The sequence below is a fragment of the Nocardia sp. CA-120079 genome (assembly GCF_050955745.1).
Lineage (GTDB): Bacteria > Actinomycetota > Actinomycetes > Mycobacteriales > Mycobacteriaceae > Nocardia.
In genome coordinates this window covers 7,082,128-7,099,381 of record NZ_CP192088.1, presented here as the reverse complement: position 1 = coordinate 7,099,381, position 17,254 = coordinate 7,082,128, and the positions used below count along the sequence as shown (strand labels likewise).

Annotated in this window: 16 protein-coding genes; 12 read left to right on the top strand and 4 right to left on the bottom strand. The window is 65.1% G+C overall.

Annotated elements, in window-relative coordinates:
• Positions 1-51 precede the first annotated feature (51 nt).
• From ehuB to ACQPYR_RS32800, 5 genes are read left to right on the top strand one after another with little or no spacing between them, the layout of a single operon-like run.
• The gene (gene ehuB, locus ACQPYR_RS32820) at positions 52-939 is read left to right on the top strand and encodes an ectoine/hydroxyectoine ABC transporter substrate-binding protein EhuB (protein ID WP_169814487.1); all 888 of its coding nucleotides are present in this window, start codon (positions 52-54) and stop codon (positions 937-939) included.
• Positions 940-943: 4 nt separating this feature from the next.
• Entirely contained in the window at positions 944-1,669 is a 726-nt protein-coding gene (locus ACQPYR_RS32815; protein WP_433622724.1) for an amino acid ABC transporter permease, read from the top strand.
• Positions 1,669-2,337 carry an ectoine/hydroxyectoine ABC transporter permease subunit EhuD gene (ehuD, locus tag ACQPYR_RS32810; RefSeq protein WP_433622723.1) on the top strand — a complete coding sequence of 223 codons (669 nt, stop codon included), beginning with the start codon at positions 1,669-1,671 and terminating at the stop codon, positions 2,335-2,337. The genes ACQPYR_RS32815 and ehuD overlap by 1 nt, the downstream gene beginning before the upstream one ends.
• Before the next feature lie 4 nt (positions 2,338-2,341).
• Positions 2,342-3,106, top strand: a complete 765-nt coding sequence (gene ehuA, locus ACQPYR_RS32805) for an ectoine/hydroxyectoine ABC transporter ATP-binding protein EhuA (protein WP_433635310.1) — start codon at positions 2,342-2,344, stop codon at positions 3,104-3,106.
• A 25-nt stretch (positions 3,107-3,131) separates the two neighbouring features.
• Positions 3,132-3,869: a glutamine amidotransferase gene (locus tag ACQPYR_RS32800; protein WP_433622722.1), complete on the top strand. Its 738-nt coding sequence runs from the start codon at positions 3,132-3,134 to the stop codon at positions 3,867-3,869.
• Between the two features lie 6 nt (positions 3,870-3,875).
• Here the strand turns inward: ACQPYR_RS32800 and ACQPYR_RS32795 are convergent, their stop codons facing one another.
• Complete coding sequence (locus ACQPYR_RS32795; RefSeq protein ID WP_433622721.1) at positions 3,876-4,766, bottom strand: MHYT domain-containing protein; 891 nt, start codon at positions 4,764-4,766, stop codon at positions 3,876-3,878.
• A 719-nt stretch (positions 4,767-5,485) separates the two neighbouring features.
• Here ACQPYR_RS32795 and sigJ point away from each other — a divergent pair.
• The 3 genes from sigJ to ACQPYR_RS32780 all read left to right on the top strand — a co-directional run bounded on the left by sigJ (position 5,486) and on the right by ACQPYR_RS32780 (position 9,340).
• Positions 5,486-6,376, top strand: a complete 891-nt coding sequence (sigJ, locus tag ACQPYR_RS32790) for an RNA polymerase sigma factor SigJ (protein WP_433622720.1) — start codon at positions 5,486-5,488, stop codon at positions 6,374-6,376.
• 463 nt (positions 6,377-6,839) lie between these two features.
• Entirely contained in the window at positions 6,840-8,102 is a 1,263-nt protein-coding gene (locus ACQPYR_RS32785; RefSeq protein WP_433622719.1) for a cytochrome P450, read from the top strand.
• Between the two features lie 11 nt (positions 8,103-8,113).
• A complete protein-coding gene (locus tag ACQPYR_RS32780; protein WP_433622718.1) occupies positions 8,114-9,340 on the top strand; it encodes a cytochrome P450 family protein in 1,227 nt (408 codons plus the stop codon).
• 93 nt (positions 9,341-9,433) lie between these two features.
• Here ACQPYR_RS32780 and ACQPYR_RS32775 read toward each other — a convergent pair whose 3' ends face one another.
• The gene (locus ACQPYR_RS32775; RefSeq protein ID WP_433622717.1) at positions 9,434-10,144 is read right to left on the bottom strand and encodes a hypothetical protein; all 711 of its coding nucleotides are present in this window, start codon (positions 10,142-10,144) and stop codon (positions 9,434-9,436) included.
• Between the two features lie 242 nt (positions 10,145-10,386).
• Between ACQPYR_RS32775 and ACQPYR_RS32770 the strand changes: the two genes are divergently transcribed.
• Positions 10,387-10,545 (top strand): hypothetical protein, encoded by a 159-nt coding sequence (locus ACQPYR_RS32770; RefSeq protein ID WP_327096614.1) that lies wholly within the window; start codon positions 10,387-10,389, stop codon positions 10,543-10,545.
• A 39-nt stretch (positions 10,546-10,584) separates the two neighbouring features.
• Here ACQPYR_RS32770 and glpD read toward each other — a convergent pair whose 3' ends face one another.
• Positions 10,585-12,264 (bottom strand): glycerol-3-phosphate dehydrogenase, encoded by a 1,680-nt coding sequence (gene glpD / locus ACQPYR_RS32765; RefSeq protein WP_433622716.1) that lies wholly within the window; start codon positions 12,262-12,264, stop codon positions 10,585-10,587.
• Positions 12,265-12,311: 47 nt separating this feature from the next.
• On the bottom strand, positions 12,312-13,781 hold the full coding sequence (gene glpK / locus ACQPYR_RS32760) for a glycerol kinase GlpK (RefSeq protein WP_433635309.1): 1,470 nt from the start codon (positions 13,779-13,781) through the stop codon (positions 12,312-12,314).
• Between the two features lie 196 nt (positions 13,782-13,977).
• On the opposite strand from glpK (ACQPYR_RS32760), the gene ACQPYR_RS32755 reads away from it, so the two are divergent.
• From ACQPYR_RS32755 to ACQPYR_RS32745, 3 genes are read left to right on the top strand one after another with little or no spacing between them, the layout of a single operon-like run.
• On the top strand, positions 13,978-14,742 hold the full coding sequence (locus tag ACQPYR_RS32755; RefSeq protein ID WP_433622715.1) for an IclR family transcriptional regulator: 765 nt from the start codon (positions 13,978-13,980) through the stop codon (positions 14,740-14,742).
• Between the two features lie 48 nt (positions 14,743-14,790).
• On the top strand, positions 14,791-16,296 hold the full coding sequence (gene glpK / locus ACQPYR_RS32750) for a glycerol kinase GlpK (RefSeq protein ID WP_433622714.1): 1,506 nt from the start codon (positions 14,791-14,793) through the stop codon (positions 16,294-16,296).
• Between the two features lie 57 nt (positions 16,297-16,353).
• Complete coding sequence (locus tag ACQPYR_RS32745) at positions 16,354-17,247, top strand: DUF5995 family protein (protein WP_433622713.1); 894 nt, start codon at positions 16,354-16,356, stop codon at positions 17,245-17,247.
• The last annotated feature ends 7 nt before the right edge of the window (positions 17,248-17,254 follow it).

Here is a 17,254-nt window from a genome sequence, read left to right as displayed (position 1 = left end):
AGTTCATCCGAGATCATGGGACGACTCGCGTGTCTGCGGAAGGACTGGTTCATGAAGTTCGAATTCGGGGGTGCGCGCAGGCGATTGCGTCGCGCCATGGCCGCGGCGGTGGCTGCGGCCAGCCTTGTGGTCGTAGCGGGCTGTGGATTGGGCGGCGACGATGCGGCGGCCGTGACCTACGAGGATGCGAAATCCTCGGGCAAGATCAAGGTCGGCTTCGCCAACGAGGCGCCGTGGGCCTTCCTCGGTGCGGACGGCCAGCTGACCGGATATGCGCCGACCGTCGCCCGTGCGGTATTGAAACGACTCGGCATAAACGAAATCGAAGGCGTCGTAACCGATTTCGACGGATTGATCGACGGTGTTCGGGCCAAGAACTACGCATTCGTCGCGGCGGGCATGTTCATCAATCCGAAGCGATGTGCGAGTTCGGCATTCGCCACGCCCGACTATCAAGTCGGCTCGTCATTCCTGGTGCCGGAAGGCAACCCACGCAATATCAACAAGTTCGAGGACATCACTCGGGAGAACGTCCGGATAGCCACGCTGGGTGGCGCGGTCGAGAACGGTTACGCACAATCCTCGGGCGTGCCATCGCAACTCATCGAGCCGATGGCCAAACAGGACGACATCCTGCGCGCGGTACGCAACAAGGACGTCTATGGTGCGGCGATGCTGGACGTCACGGCCGCATGGCTGGTGAAGAACAATCCGGACGCCAATCTGGCGGTCGGCCCGTCCTTCCGCTTCGGCAATAAGCCGGATGTCGGCACCTTCAACTTCCGCATCGGCGACGACAAGTTCCGCGAGGACTTCAACCGTGAGCTGCGCGCACTGCACGAAAGTGGTGAATGGTTGAAGCTGGTGGAGCCGTTCGGCCTGACCAAGGCGAACGAGGCGGATCCGGCGGCCACGGCCGAGCAGTACTGCACGGCTTGACCTCGTGTCATCGCATTTCTCGACCTACCTCGAGCGGGTTCTCCAGGGTCTTCCTTTCACGCTGTGGGCGGCGGTTGGCGGCATCGCGCTGACCGCCGTGCTGTCCTTCGTCGCCGGAATCGCCATGCTGTCGCCGTATCTGCCGGTGCGGTTCGTGACCCGCATCTATGTGGAGGGGTTCCGGGGCAGCTCGGAGGTGGTGCAGCTGTTCTTCTTCGCGGTGGCGATACCGATCTTTTTCGGAGTATCGCTCGGTGCGACGGCGAAGGGGCTGCTGGTCATCGGCATTATCGTGCTCGGTCTCAATCACGGCGCCTACGGTGCCGAAATAGTCAGGGGTGCGATCGGATCTGTGCCGCAGGCACAGGTCGAGGCCGCGATCGCGCTGAATCTGTCACCGGCGCAACGCATGTGGCGGGTAATCCTGCCGCAGGCCGTGGTGGAGATGCTGCCGTCGTTCAACAATCTCTTCATTCAGCTCGTGAAAGCAACTGCGCTGCTGAGCTTTATCGCGGTGCCGGAGGTTTTCAAGAAGGCCGATGAACTGCGTGCGGTACCGGCGTTCTCTCGCGAGCTCGGTCTCATCTACGGGATTCAGCTGGTCGTGTACCTGCTGATCGCGGTGGTGATCACGGTGATCATGCGGGTGCTGGAGCTGTTGGCAGCGCGGCGGGTCGGGCGGCGGCCGAAGCTTTCGAGTATTCGACTCTCGGCACATGTGGGGGTCTGATGGAGAAATGGCGGTGGGACCGCTTCTTCGACGCCTTTCCCTTCATTTGGGACGGGCTGCTCGTCACGATCCAGTACACCCTGCTCGGGTCGCTGGTCGCGTATGTGCTCGGTCTGTTCTTCGCGGTGATTCGGCGGCTGCGGATTCCGGTGATCGATCAGCTGCTGTGGGCATTCATCGAATTCATCCGCAGCACACCGCTTTTGGTACAGATCTTTTTCTTGTACTGGGTGGTGCGTCCGGATCTGCTCGGTGGGCTGTCCGTCGACACCCAACGGCTGGTGGTCGGTGTGACGGCACTAGGCGTGCACTATGCCTGCTACACCTCGGAGGTGTTCCGCGCGGGCATCGAGGCGGTGCCCGCTGCGCAATGGGAGGCGGCTACTGCGCTGAATCTGCCGCGCACGCGCACCTGGGTCGATGTGATTCTGCCGCAGGCGGTGCCGCGGGTGCTGCCCGCGCTCGGCAATTACACGATCGCCATGTTCAAAGAGGTGCCGCTGCTGTCCTCGATCGTCATTCTGGACATGGTGTATCAGGTCAAAACCGAATACGCCGCCGATACCGGCGGCGCGGGACCCGAGGCCTGGTTCGCGGCCGGTCTGACCTTCCTCGCGCTGAGCTATCCGTGCTCGATCCTGGTACGAAAGTTGGAACGACGTGTCTGAACCGATGATCCGGTTCACCGGTGTGGAAAAGCGCTACGGCGCCACGGTGTGCCTGGACGAACTCGATTTCGCCATTGCGCCAGGTGAATTCGTCACTTTGATCGGGCCGTCGGGCTCCGGTAAGACCACCATTCTGCGTCTGCTCATGGGGCTCGAGCGGATAGACGCGGGCACTATCGAGGTGGGCGGGGAATTGCTCAGTCACCAGCGGCGCGGTGACAAACTGGTGCCCGCCGGTCCGGCGCACCTGCGCCGGATGCGCCGCAAGATCGGGATGGTGTTCCAGCAGTTCAATCTGTTCCCGAATATGACCGTGCTGCGCAATGTCACCGAGGGCCCGATCCGCGGTCTCGGCCAGTCCAAGGCCGCCGCCGAGGACCGGGCGCGAAAGTTGCTCGAACTGGTCGGACTCACCGACAAGATCGACGCCCGTCCCGCGCACCTGTCCGGCGGTCAGCAGCAGCGAGTCGCCATTGCCAGGGCGCTGGCCATGGAGCCGGAAGTGCTGCTGCTCGACGAGGTGACCTCGGCGCTCGACCCGGAGTTGGTGACCGGGGTCCTGCATCTGCTGGCCGATATCGCGGCCGATACCGAGATCACCTTCCTTTGTGTCACCCACGAAATGCAGTTCGCCCGAAAGGTTTCCGATCGCGTAATGATGTTCGACGCGGGGCGGGTGCTCGAGGACGGTGACCCGGAACGAATCTTCACCGATCCCCGGCAGGATCGGACTCGCGAATTCTTACAGGCGGTCTTGGATGAAAACTGACCGCCGATCTTCCACAATCTGAAGCATGACCAAGCCGTGTCTAGTTCTGCAGTTGCGGCCGGAGCGACCCGCCGCGGATGACGAATACCGCGCCGTCCTGCGCATGGCCGACCTCGCCGAGGGGGACACGGTCCGGGTGCAGATGGATCAGGAATTCCCGGATATCGATCTCGACGATTACTCGGCGGTCATCGTCGGTGGCGGTCCGAGCAATGTCAGCAGTCCGGACGAGCAGAAATACGGGTACCAGCGGACATTCGAACCCAAGCTGAAGAAGCTGATGACCGAGGTCGTCGGCCGGGATTTCCCCTATCTGGGCGCCTGCTACGGATTGGGCATCCTCGCGGACGTGCTCGGCGGCGAGGTGAGCGTCCAGAAATACAGTGAACCGGTCGGCGCGCAGACCATCGATCTGACCGAGCACGGCCGCACGGACCCGCTGCTAGCAGGTATCCCACAGACATTCCGAGCGTTCGTCGGACACAAGGAGGCCTGTCAGGAGGTGCCGCCCGGTGCGGTGCTGCTGGCCGTATCGGCCGATTGCCCGGTTCAGATGATTCGCGTCGGGCAGCACGTGTACGCGACCCAATTCCATCCCGAATTGGACAGCGATGGGCTGGCTTTGCGCATCGAAGTTTATCGGCACGCAGGCTATTTCGAACCGCATGAGGCCGAGGATCTGATCGAGCTCGGTCATCGGGAATCGATCACGGTGCCCAGTGTGATTCTGAGCCGATTCATCGAGCGGTACTGCCGCGGATAGGTCCGATTACCTATCGGAATCGAGGCGATGGCGATTTCGGTGTTCGGTGCGCGAGCTGGTACGCAGCGCCCAACTCGGGGAGTCGGGGCGCACGTCGGTGATCACGGGCCAGGAACCGGTCGTCGTGGCTGAGGATTCGCGTGGTGCGCGCCGGACGGGCAGCGCTTCGCGGGTGCTGCGTTCATCGATCTCGGCGAGTCCCACCACGACCATCAGGATCATGATGACCAGCGTGACGGTCACGATCAGTGGCGACACCAGCTGGAGGGGATCGATGCCGCCGCGGTCGACTTGGTGGTCGGCATGGCTGGCGTGCATGGACGTCATCCCGACGTAGTGCATTCCGCATACCGCGACACCCATGATCAGCGCGGCGCCGATGGTGGCGAACAGACCGCGGACATGCAGCATGAACCACAGTGCCGCGGTGGCCGCGACCACCGCGATCACGATCGACACCACCACCGTGTTGCGGTCGTATTCGACGTGTGCGTTCGTTTTCATCGCGTACATGCCCAGGTAGTGCATGGCGGCCACGCCGAGTCCGGTGACCGCGCCGCCGATGGGCAGTGCCACGAATTCGTTTCGACCGCGTACCACGATCGATAGCCCGACCCACACGACCACGACCGCGATGACGGCGCTGAGCAATGTCATCGGAATGTCGTAACGGATGGTGGCGCCGTGAATGGAGAAGCCGAGCATGGCGGTGAAATGCATGACCCAAATGCCCGCCCCACCGAGGGAGACGGCGGCGGTGGCCAACCACCCGCCCGGCCAATCGGAGGACCGAGCGTGTGTCACACAACGGAGCGCAAGGCCGGATCCGACAAAGGAGACCAGGTAGGCCATGACGGGGGTCAACCAGCCGTGGCTGAAATGATCGAGTTCTAGCATGTGTACTCCGCGTTCACCAGTTGTGCCGTTTCGGCCGAATGCCGGTCAGTCGGGGCGACCCGGCTATCGGTCGGCGGCAACCAGCTGTCCGTCGAGCACAGCGGCAGTAAACCAATGAACATCGGGTGGAACCTCACGATCTGCGGAAATTTACAGTGATATTTCCGCCAGGCGCTGACAATAGCCAGGCTGGACGCTCATGGCCAGCGCGGGTCCCAGATTCACAGCTAACGCATAGTTCCTGATGGACGTTCGCGGAGCAATCGGCCAGCGTTCCATTTCGGCCGCGCCGCACGCTTCGGGTCAAAGTCGTTCGGTGTCGTCACGATCGGCTCCTTCATCGGTGTGCGGGGTATCGGTGCCGGGGTGCCGCAACAGCGCGAGTGCGTTGCTCCAAGCGACGAGCTGATCCAGCAGCGTCTTCAGGGCTGTGCCGTGCCGGTCGCCGCGGGTGGTCGCGCAGGTCGATCAGTTCGAACTCGGCATCGCTGCGGCGCGACGCGGAGTCGAGAACCCACTGGGCTACTGCGGACCATTGCGGTTGGGCCGGGTACTGCCGAGAATGATGGCGATTCTGATCATGTCCGCAACTCCTGCTCTGCTGAAACTGTCACGACCTTCCGACGATCCAGGCGGTCGGAATTTCAGGCCGTCTCACAGTTCGGGTCGCTATTTCGTCGGATTCGGTAAGGAAGCATCGACCGAAGGAGCCGAACACCATGACCGATCCGCAACTGCGCTCGGTGATCAGTGAACGCCGTCAGCTGATCAATCTCGCCTATCGGCTGCTCGGTTCGCTCGCCGAGGCCGAGGATGTGGTGCAGGAGACGTATGTGCGCTGGTACGCGCTATCCGAGCGGCAGCGCCATGAGGTGGCGGTGCCGGGCGCTTGGTTGACGACGGTCGCCGGCCGGATCTGCCTCGATCTGCTCGGCTCGGCGCGCGCCAGGCGGGAACGGTATGTGGGCGAATGGATTCCGGAGCCGATTCCCGGCCACTCCGAATGGTTCGGTGGTCCAGGCCCCGCCGATCCGGCCGACCGGGTCACCCTCGACGAGTCGATCAGCATGGCCTTCCTCGTCGTGCTCGATTCCATGACACCGGCCGAGCGGGTGGCGTTCGTCCTGCACGACGTCTTCCGCTACTCCTTCGCCGAGGTCGCCGACGTTGTCGGCCGCACTCCGGCGGCCTGCCGCCAGCTCGCCTCCTCTGCCCGCCGCCGCATCGACACATCGCGGGGCCCGTCGAGCGCCCAGCGCTCCGATGTGGTCAGGGACTTCAAACGGGCCTGGGAGACACGTGATATCGAGGCCCTGATCGGTTTGCTCGATCCGACCGCGACCGCGACCGCCGACAGCGGCGGCCTGGCCCCGGCCTTCCGCCAACCGATCATCGGCGGTGAGCAGATCGCGCATGCCTGGATCGAAATTGCCGCCCGAGGCCCCGAGATAACGCTGCTCGAGCGCACGGTGAACGGCCAGCCCGGCCTGGTCGCGCAGCTCGCCGACACTATCGTGTCGGTTTACGCCTTCGACATCGCCGACGGCCGGATCACTCGCATCTGGGCGATCCGGAATCCGGAGAAACTGCGGCCGTGGACAGTTGGCTGAACCCGCAGTCCGCGGGCCCGCAGGCGAAGCCGAACTTCCCAGTGCCGACTGAGCGGCCCCGGGGACTGCGCCGGCGAGCCGACCTTCGATGAGAGACGTGATCAATAGCAGCTCAACATATTTGCCGGTTGCGCGGGGTATGCGGGCATTGCGGTCGGATCTGGAGAGAGTTCTTCCGGATGCTGATAACGTGGGCGGGTCGTCGAGTTCTGGGCGGCTGGTAGGGCGTCCGGTGATTGCGCGTCGAAATCGCCTGTCCTGCAGGGACTGTGGGGTGACCGCAGTCGACTGTGGTTGCCTCGCCAGGGTCCGAGTTCTCGACGCGGACCTCATGGCCGGGGTCACATACGGTCGGCGTCGCGAGGAGGGCTGAACTGAGTGCTGTGGCCGCAGGCTGTGTTATCGCCGCGGTGCTTCCATTGATCCTGGCCTTCTTGCTGATCCAACGTCTGGAGTCACGCCCTTGACTACGCCATCGTCAACCCACGCCACCGCGACCGGAGTCTGCCCCGCCCTGCACGGCTCACCGCTCGATCCAGGTGAGCCCCGAGTGCTGTTGCATACGCCGGAGTTCGCCGCCGATCCGCATCGGGCCTATCGGGAGGCTCGCAGCCAGTACGGGTCGCTGGTGCCGATGGAGTTGGCGCCTGGCGTGCCCGCCACCCTGGTGGTCGGATATCAGACCGCGGTGCGAATCCTCAATGATCCGGAACACTTCCCGGCGGATCCGCGGCATTGGGAACAGACGGTTCCCGACGACTCACCGGTCAAGCCGATGATGATGTGGTACCCGAACGCACTACGCAATGCCGGGGCGGCGCATGCTCGCTACCGGCAGGCTTACACCGGCAGCATCGACGGAATCGATCTGCACGAACTGCATTCGACGGTCGAGAAGATCGCCATCCCGGTGATCAACACCTTCTGCGAGGCAGGCGAGGTCGACCTGGTCACCCAGTACGCGCTGCCGGTCGTCTTCGAGGTCATCAACCAGATGGTGGGCTGCTCAGCGGAACTGGGGCAGCGGGTCGCGACCGGTATGGCGATGCTCTTCGACACCGTCGAGGCCGCCGCCGGTATGGCGATGCTCAGCGAGGCGCTGCTGGAGCTGGTGCAGCTACGCAGGGCCGAGCCCGGTGACGACGTCACCTCGCGAATGGCCCACCACCCATCCAAGCTCGACGACACCGAAATGCTGTGCCAGCTGATCAGTTTCTACGGCGCGGGCATCGAACCGATGCAGAATCTGATCACGAACACCCTGCTGCTGATGCTCACCGACGACCGGTTCGGCGGCGACATGCTGGGCGGTAGCCTCTCGACCCGCGACGCACTCGACGAGGTGTTGTTCAACGACCCGCCGATGGCCAACTTCAGCATCACCTACCCGCGCCAGCCGATCCTCATCGACAACACCTGGTTGCCTGCCCATCAGCCGGTCGTGGTCAGCCTTTCCGGCTGCAATAACGATCCGGCGATCCGCGGCGGCGACCGCACCGGCAACCGCTCGCATCTGGCCTGGGGCGCCGGGCCGCACGCCTGCCCCGCGAAATCCGTTGCCTACCTGGTAGTTCAGGACGCCATCGATCAGCTGCTCGACGCATTGCCCGAGATGGAGCTGGCCGTGCCCGCGGATGAATTGGCTTGGCGGCCCGGCCCCTTCCACCGCGCATTGGCGGCGCTGCCGGTCGTTTTTCCTCAGTCCCCTCCGCTGCCCGTTTTCTGAAGGAGATAACGATGGAGCATGAACCGCTGGTCCTGGATCTGACCGGCGCCGATATCCAAGGCGAGAACGAGCGGATCCGGGAGCGCGGGCCGGTTGCGCTGGTCGCGCTGCCCGGCGGCGTGCCCGCGTGGTCGGTGACCGATGCCGCCGTGCTCAAGGCTCTGCTCGCCGATCCGCGGGTATCGAAAGACGCACGGCAGCATTGGTCTTCGTTCATCAATGGCGAGATCACCCAGGAGTGGCCGCTGCTTCCGTGGATCGCGGTCGACAATATGTTCACCGCGTACGGCACGGACCATCGCCGTCTGCGCAAGCTGGTCTCGCCCGCGTTCACGCACCGTCGCACCACGGCGTTGCGCCCGCGGATCGAGGCGATCACCGAGGGGCTGCTGAATGCGCTCGCGGCCACCCCGAAGGGCGAGGTGGCCGATCTGCGCGAGGGTTACGCCTATCCGGTGCCGATCGAGATCATCACCGAAATGATGGGTGTGCCCGAACATCTCGGACCCGGTCTGCGCACATGTGTCGACGGTTTCTTCGATACCTCGTTCGGCCCCGAGGAAGCGCAGGCCAACTACCTCGAGATGTACCGCCTCGTCAGCGAACTCGTGGCCTACCGGCGCGAGACCCCGGGCGACGATGTCACCAGCGTCCTCATCGCCACCCGCGACGAGGACGACGGCTCGCAGCTGAGCGAGAAGGAACTCGTCGACACGCTGATGCTGGTCATCAATGCCGGTCACGAGACCACGGTCAATCTGCTCGATCAGGCGATCTTCATCCTGCTCACCCATCCCGAGCAGCGCGCCGATCTGGTCGAGGGGCGGGTGCCGTGGTCGGATCTGGTGGAGGAGACGCTGCGCTACGAGGCGCCGGTCGCGCACTTGCCGTTGCGCTATGCGGTCGAGGATATCGAGCTCGGTGAGATCCGAATTCCCAAGGGCGAGGCGATTCTGGCGTCCTACGCCGCCGCGGGCCGTGATCCGAATCTGCACGGAGCCACCGCCGCGACGTTCGACCTGCACCGGGTCAACAAGGAACACCTGTCCTTCGGGCACGGCGCGCATCACTGCATCGGTGCTCCGCTCGCTCGGCTCGAGGCGACGATCGCCCTTCCAGCCATCTTCGAGCGCTTCCCGAATATGCGGCTGGCGGTGGATCCGGCGGAATTGGCGCCGGTCGGCAGTTTCATCTCGAACGGCCACCGCACGCTGCCGGTTCTCCTGGACGCGGAGTAGATCGTGGTCGGGGTGCCGCGTGGCGGCACCCCGGCTCACGCGAGGACTGTCCAGCCGCGGCAACGGTATCCGGCGGTTGCCGCGCAACGTACGTTATGCGATTGCCGGCTGCTCCTGGGGTGGGATCGGGGTCACGGCACCCTCGATCGCGCCGACCGCCGCGCCGACGGCTGCGCCGGCCGCCGCGGCCGGGAGGGCGATCACCGCGTAGCCGATGGCCGCGCCGATGACGGGGACGACCACCAGTCCGGCGGGGAGGAAGGGGATTCCGGCGATGAAACCTGAGGCCGCGCCGACCATCGCACTGGTGGCGGCGATCGGGGACATCAGGGTGGAACCCACCGATGCGCCGATGACGGCGTCACCGATCATCGTATCGGCGACATGGTCGGCGCGGTCGCGGTCGATACCCGCCGCCTGAATTCCCTGGGACAGAGTGGTTTTAGCGCCCTTGGACGCATCGTTGATCTGAGCGGCGTATTCGGGCGGGAACCAGTCCGGGCGATCCATCTGCAGATTGCCGATGCGAATGCGGTTGTCGGTGACGGACAGCTGTGGGGCCTGCTCGGGCTGTGTCGCATCCACGCTGTCGGGCGCGGTGGGGTTCGGATCGGCCACCAGCGCGGCGGCGCTGCGCAGCGGCAGGGGTGCGAATGCGATGTTGCCGTCGATCGGAGCCCATGGTTCGACGACGAACCTGTTGTCCAGTGGTTGCGAATCAGCGGTCGCGGGTGCGGCGCTGATCAGGATGGCGGACAGCGGTGCCGCACTTGCCAAGGTGAGTGCGGCGGTTCGTCGACCCATGGGTCGAATCCGCGCTGTCGCTCGATGTTTGCCCATAAATAACCTCATTCCGAACGTGGGATGCTTACTTACCTACATTCGGAACAGCAGAACTTTCGGATGAATACGCGTTGCAGCAATTTTTCCGAGCCGTGCGGAACCGGCGAACATTCGCCCGCGCCGCCAACCCAACAACCAACTTTCGGGACATAGTTGCTCAATGAAAGCTGCGTTCGGCGGCCGATCCCGGGTATACGGCGAGCATGACCGGACGAAAGATCGATCCGCGCACGACCGAGAACGCCGAGGGTGACTTCGCGGACGAGCACAGCAAACCCACGCATGCCGACGAACATCCGCAGGAGGAGCAGTTGGAGACCGACGAATCGACGCCCGAGGGCTACGGCGGCTCGGACATATAAGGCGGCGCACGGTACGTATCCGTACCGTGCGCCGGGGGCTCAGGCGACGGCGACCAAGCGCGCGGCGTTCGCCGCCTCGTCGTCGGCGGCCTGGTTCGCGGCCAGCTCCGCCCGCACCCGTTCGCGGTAGCGGGTGATCTCGCGATCGGTGGTCTCGACATCCCAGCCGAGTCTTGCGCCCATGAGGAAGGCCACCGCGGATGCGGCAGTCAGGCCGCGGTCGGCGGTTTCGATCGAGATGCGGGTGCGGCGGGTGAGGACATCGTCGAGATGCAGTGCGCCCTCATGGGTCACCGCGTAGACGACCTCCGCACCGAGGTACTCACCGGCACCGGGCAGCGGCTCGGCCAACTCCGGTTCGGCCGCGATCAGATCGAACAGCTCGGATACGCCCGAACCATAGCGACCGAGCAGGTGTTCGACGGTCGCGGCGGGCAGACCGGCCCGCTGCGCGACGCTGTTCACATCGGCGGCCAGTTCCTGGTAGCCGACGGCACCGAGCAGCGGCAGGTGTTCGGTCACCGACGGGGCGGCCGCGCGACCGAGTCCCTCGACGGCCGCGTCCACCACATCGGCGGCCATCACGCGGTAGGTCGTGTACTTACCGCCCGCGACCACGAACAGACCCGGAACCGGTTCCGCGACGGCGTGTTCCCGCGAGAGTGTCGCGGTATCGGCGGACGCGCCCGACAGCAGCGGGCGCAGACCCGCGTAGGTGCCGACAATATCGTTGCGGGTCAACGGCTCTCGCAGCACCGCGTTCATATGATCGAGGATGTACTGCACATCGGCATCGCTGGCCACCGGATGGTTCTTGTCCAGCGCCCAATCGGTATCGGTGGTGCCGATAATCCAGTGCCGGGCCCATGGGATCACGAACAGCACACTCTTCTCGGTTCGCATGATCAGACCGGTATCCAGGTCGAGCCGCTCGCGCGGGACCAGGATGTGCACGCCCTTCGACATGCGCACGTGGAACGGGAATTCCACGCCGGTCATCTTGTTCATCTCGTCGGTCCAGACGCCGGTCGCGCTGATCACCCGGCGGGCGCGCACGGTGTATTCGCGACCGGTCTCCACATCGGTGACGTGCGCGCCGATCACCCGCTCGCCGTCGCGCAACAGTCCGGTGACCTTAGTGCGGGTGAGTACCGTCGCGCCGTGCTTGGCGGCGGTGCGGGCGATGGTCATGGTGTGGCGCGCGTCGTCGACCTGTGCGTCGAAGTAGCGGATCGCGCCGATCATCGCGTCATCGCGCAGTGCGGGCGCCAATTCCATTGCGCGCGTGTGTGAGAGGTGCCGGTGCATGGGCAGCGCCCTTGCCCCGCCGATGGTGTCGTACAGCGCGACGCCTGCGCCGATGTAGGCGCGCTCCCAGACCCGGTGCTGCAGCGGGAGCAGGAACGACACCGGGCGCACCAGATGCGGTGCGAGCCGGTGCAGCAGCAGGCCGCGCTCCTTCAGAGCCTCGCGCACCAGCCAGAAGTCGAGCTGCTCCAGATAGCGCAGACCGCCGTGGATGAGCTTGCTGGATCGGCTCGAGGTGCCCGCCGCGAAATCCCTTGCCTCGACCAGGGTTACGGTCAGACCGCGGGCGGCGGCATCGAGGGCGGCACCGGCCCCGACCACGCCACCGCCGATAACCAGTACGTCGATTTCATTGTCGCCCAATGTGTTCAATGCATTGGCGCGGTAGTTCGAGTCCAAACGTGCGGACACGGTATGTCTCCTTGTTTCGGTGCTACTGCGTCTTCGAGATGGGTTGGTCAGTCGTCGACGTCGATCCAGCCGAGCGTGTGCGAGACCGCCTTTTTCCAACGTGCGTAACCGCGCTCGCGCTGCTCCGCGGTCCAGGTGGGGGTCCAGCGCTTGTCCTCGTGCCAGTTCTGCACGAGTTCGTCGGTGTCGCTCCAGAATCCGACCGCCAGCCCGGCCGCATAGGCCGCGCCGAGTGCGGTGGTCTCCGCGACCACCGGCCGCGAGACCGGCACATCGAGGAAGTCTGCCTGCAGTTGCATGCACAGTTCATTGGCCGTGACGCCACCGTCCACACGCAATGTGTCCAGGCGCACACCGGAATCGGCTTCCATGGCCTCGACGACATCGCGGGTCTGATAGCAGATCGACTCCAGCGTGGCCCGTGCGAGATGGGCATTGGTGCTGTAGCGCGACAGCCCGACGATCACCCCGCGCGCGTCCGATCGCCAATACGGTGCGAACAGGCCGGAGAATGCGGGCACGAAGTACACCCCGCCGTTGTCCTCGGCCTGCCTGGCCAGCGATTCGCTTTGTGCCGCACCGGAAATGATGCCGAGCTGATCGCGCAACCACTGCACGGCCGAGCCGGTGACGGCGATCGAACCCTCCAGCGCGTACACCGGTTTCTCGTCGCCGAACTGGTAGGCGACGGTGGTGAGCAGTCCGTGCTGCGAGCGCACGGGTTCGGTTCCGGTATTGAGCAGCAGGAAGTTTCCGGTGCCGTAGGTGTTCTTGGCCTCGCCGGGACGGAAGCACACCTGGCCGACGGTGGCCGCTTGCTGATCACCGAGCACGCCCGCCAGCGGCACTTCGCCGCCGAAGGGTCCGTCGGCGCGGGTCCTGCCGAACAGTTCCGGATTCGACGAGGGCGCGATGGTGGGCAGCATGGCGCGCGGGATCCCGAAGAGGGACAACAGTTCGTCGTCCCAGTCGCAGGTCTCCAGATCCATCAGCATGGTGCGGCTGGCATTGGTCGGATCGGTGACGTGCACGCCGCCGTCGATGCCGCCGGTGAGATTCCACAGCAGCCAGGTGTCGGTGGTACCGAAGACGGCCTCGCCCCTGTCCGCATCGGCGGCGACGCCGGGCACGTTGTCCAGGATCCAGCGCAGCTTGCCGCCGGAGAAGTAGGTTGCCGGCGGCAGACCCGCCTTGCGGCGGATGATTTCGCCGTGACCCGCGCGTTCCAGTTCGGCGGCAATCTTGTCGGTGCGGGTGTCCTGCCAGACGATGGCATTGCAATACGGCCGCCCGGTCCGGCGATTCCACACCACGGTGGTTTCGCGCTGATTGGTCACACCGACCGCGGCCAGATCGCTCGCGACGAGATCGGCCTTGTTCAGGGTGGAGACGATGACCGAACGGGTGCGCTCCCAGATCTCGGTCGGGTTGTGTTCCACCCACCCCGCGCGCGGCAGGATCTGCTCGTGCTCGAGCTGGTGCCGGGCGATCTCGTTGCCACCGTGGTCGAACACCATGAAGCGGGTGCTCGTGGTGCCCTGATCGATGGCGCCGACGTATGAGCCGAGTTTCACCGTTGAGCCTCCGTCTGCAAAGACTGCCGCGGTCGCGGCCGTCGGGGCCGACGCTATTAGTGGATTGTCGAAACGGACATAGCGTGCGTTCGACAATGCCGAACGGTTGTGATGGCCATCGCCATGTAGGTTTCGGCGTATGCCCGGTCCGATTCAATCGATCGAACGAGCGGCGGCCGTCCTGCAGCTGCTCGCTCGGGGTTCCGGCCGCCTCGGGGTCGGCGAAATCGCGGGTGCGCTCGGGCTGGCCAAGCCGACCGCGCACGGCATCCTGCGCACATTGCAGGGCGTGGGATTCGTCGAACAGGATCAGGCCAGTGGCAAGTACCAGCTCGGGGCGGCCGTACTGCACCTCGGGACAAGCTATCTCGACAACAACGAACTGCGCTCGCGGGCGATCAATTGGGCCGATGCCCTGGCCGCGCGGGCCGGGGAGTCGGTGCGAATCGGTGCCGCGGCGGACGAAAGCGTGGTGGTCGTGCACCACGTCTTCCGGCCGGACAACACCGAACAGGCGCTCGAGGTCGGCGAACTGCTACCGGCGCACGCGACCGCGCTCGGCAAGGTGTTGCTCGCCTATGACGCCGAGCTGGCCGTCGCTGTTCGCGGTGCGGAATTGGCGCCGCTCACCCGGCGCACCATTGTCGATCGGGCGGCGCTCAACCGGGCGCTTGCCGCGGTCCGGCAGGCGGGATGGGCCGGGGAGACCGAGGAATTCCGGTCCGGGGTGGCCGGTATAGCCGCGCCGATCCGGACACACGGTGGACTCGTGGTCGGTGCGATCGGGATCAGCGGTCCGGTCGACCGGCTCTGTGATCCGCAACTGCGGCACCGGCCGGCGCTGGTCGGGCACGTCCGCGATGCCGCGCATGCGGTATCGCGGGATCTCGGTGCCGGACAATGAATTTCGTACATCATGCGGCACAAATTCTCGTCCGACAGGAAGTAGCCGATGGCGCAACGCTATGTGCTGGCGATCGATCAGGGCACCACCTCCACCAGGTGCATCCTGTTCGATCAGCGCGCACGCCTGGTCGGCGTCGCACAGCGTGAACATCAGCAGCACTATCCGCGGCCCGGCTGGGTCGAGCAGGATGCACTGGAGATCTGGCGCAATGTCGAGCGCATCGTCCCGCAGGCGCTGCGGGATTCCGGTATCGCCGCGGAACAGGTCGTGGCCCTCGGCATCGCGAATCAACGGGAAACCACCGTGGTGTGGGATCGCCATACCGGTGTGCCGATCCGGCGGGCAGTCGTCTGGCAGGACGTGCGCACCGACGAACTGGTGCGCGAATTCGAGAGCAAGCCCGGTGCGGAACGGATTCGCGAACTGTGCGGCCTGCCGCTGGCCGGTTATTTCGCCGCGCCGCGGCTGCGCTGGCTGCTGGATACCATTCCCGGACTGCGGGATCGGGCCGAGCGCGGGGAAGTGCTGTTCGGCACCATGGAGACCTGGCTGATCTGGAATCTGACCGGCGGACCGGACGGCGGTGTGCATCGCACCGATGTCACCAATGCCAGTCGCACGCTGTTGATGAATATCGCCGCGCTCACCTGGGATCGAGAACTGCTGGAGTTCTTCGGAATTCCCGCCGCGATGTTGCCCGGCATTCAGCCCTCGACCGCGTCCTATGGGACGACCAGCCGAGTGGTGCCCGGCATCCGGATCGCCGCCGCGCTCGGCGACCAGCACGCCGCGCTGTTCGGCCAAACCTGTTTCGCCCGTGGGGAAACCAAATGCACCTACGGCACCGGCGGCTTCCTGATGATGAATACCGGACGCGAGCTGGTGCAGTCCTCGCACGGTCTGCTCACCACCATCGGCTATCAGATCGAGGCCGAACCGATGTACGCGCTGGAGGGGCCCATCGCGGTCACCGGCTCGCTGGTGCAGTGGGTGCGCGACAATATCGGTCTGGTGTCGAGTGCGCCCGAGATCGAAACCCTCGCTCGCACAGTCGAAGACAACGGCGGCTGCTATATCGTGCCCGCCTTCTCCGGCCTGTATGCGCCGCATTGGCGCAGTGACGCAAGGGGTCTTGTCATCGGTCTGACCTCCTACATCAACAAGGGCCATCTCGCCCGAGCCGTCCTGGAGGCGACCGCCTGGCAGACCCGCGAAGTCGTCGACGCCATGAACGCCGACTCCGGTCTACAGGCCCGCACCCTACGCGTCGACGGCGGCATGACCTCCGACAACCTGCTCATGCAGATCGTCGCCGACGTCCTCGACATCCCCGTCATGCGCCCCTTCGTAGCCGAAACCGTCTCTCTCGGAGCCGCTTACGCCGCCGGCCTGGCCGTCGGCTACTGGCCCGACCTCGAAGGCCTGCGCGGCAACTGGCGCCTGGCCGGACAATGGATCCCCCGAATGGACCCCACCCACCGTCAGGACGAATACGACAACTGGAAACGCGCCGTGGCACTGACCTTCGGCTGGTCCCGCTCGAAGCGCTAAGGTTGGGTTGACGTGTCACTGGTCGGCGGAAACCTGAACGGCCCTTAGACTTCGGCGGTGCGAGCATCTTTGCGAACGGCCGTCCTCGGACTGATCACCGCGATATTCACGATGAGCGTCGGGTTGACGCCGATGGCCATCGCGGAGCCGGTTGCCCCGGCGTTCTGTGGCACACCGCTGTCGGCGGACGAACTCGATACCATCGCTCAACTCTCCGATACCAGCACGTTGATCGGAGACGCGGTGCAGCGCTTGGAGACCGCGGTAGCGCGCCACCGGGAGGTCACCGAAATCCTGGTCGCGCACCGGGATCGACGCGGGCTGTTTCCGCTCGGGCTCGACGGTGTGGAGCAGTCGGCGGTAATGCCGTTGCAGCGCGATCCGGGTGCTTTCCTGGATCCGGCGTACGCGCACGCGATCAGCTTGGAATTGCTGCGGCGGTTCCTGGTCAATGTGCACGCGGCCTTCACCGGCGCGCCGGTCGAGCCGCAGTGGGCGCGGTATTTCGAGCTCGCTCGCCGGTGTGAGGTATCGCCCGCCCGTGTCGCCATGGCGGGCTACAACGCGCATTTGAGCGTGGATCTCGCGTATTCCGTAGCGACGGTCGAAAGTAGGCCGGACAACGCGCCCGACTACTTCAAGATCGTCGACGCGATCGCGGCCTCCGGGCAGGTGATCATCGATCGGACCAAGGAGATCTACAACGGCGATCTCGGTCCGCTGTGGCGGTTCTATTTCGTCGGCGAGGGTCTGGACCTGCTGCTCGGTGCGGGCGTGGCGACCGGTCCGCTGCTGCGGGCCGCCGATATAGGCTACAACGTGGTGATCTACGGCAATGGCCTGGCGCTGGAAAATCCCGGACTGCACGACGCGACCGCGGCGGAGATCCGGCTGCTCGGCGATTCCGTCGAAACGGCGTTGGATGTATTGACAATGCTCAGGGGTTTGTGAGACGCCT

Coding starts and splice junctions, on each gene's coding strand:
- ehuB (WP_169814487.1), top strand. CDS start 52: ATGAAGTTCGAATTCGGGGGTGCGCGCAGGCGATTGCGTCGCGCCATG.
- ehuD (WP_433622723.1), top strand. CDS start 1,669: ATGGAGAAATGGCGGTGGGACCGCTTCTTCGACGCCTTTCCCTTCATT.
- ehuA (WP_433635310.1), top strand. CDS start 2,342: ATGATCCGGTTCACCGGTGTGGAAAAGCGCTACGGCGCCACGGTGTGC.
- ACQPYR_RS32800 (WP_433622722.1), top strand. CDS start 3,132: ATGACCAAGCCGTGTCTAGTTCTGCAGTTGCGGCCGGAGCGACCCGCC.
- ACQPYR_RS32795 (WP_433622721.1), bottom strand. CDS start 4,766: ATGCTAGAACTCGATCATTTCAGCCACGGCTGGTTGACCCCCGTCATG.
- sigJ (WP_433622720.1), top strand. CDS start 5,486: ATGACCGATCCGCAACTGCGCTCGGTGATCAGTGAACGCCGTCAGCTG.
- ACQPYR_RS32780 (WP_433622718.1), top strand. CDS start 8,114: ATGGAGCATGAACCGCTGGTCCTGGATCTGACCGGCGCCGATATCCAA.
- ACQPYR_RS32775 (WP_433622717.1), bottom strand. CDS start 10,144: ATGGGTCGACGAACCGCCGCACTCACCTTGGCAAGTGCGGCACCGCTG.
- ACQPYR_RS32770 (WP_327096614.1), top strand. CDS start 10,387: ATGACCGGACGAAAGATCGATCCGCGCACGACCGAGAACGCCGAGGGT.
- glpK (WP_433635309.1), bottom strand. CDS start 13,781: ATGGTGTTCGACCACGGTGGCAACGAGATCGCCCGGCACCAGCTCGAG.
- ACQPYR_RS32755 (WP_433622715.1), top strand. CDS start 13,978: ATGCCCGGTCCGATTCAATCGATCGAACGAGCGGCGGCCGTCCTGCAG.
- glpK (WP_433622714.1), top strand. CDS start 14,791: ATGGCGCAACGCTATGTGCTGGCGATCGATCAGGGCACCACCTCCACC.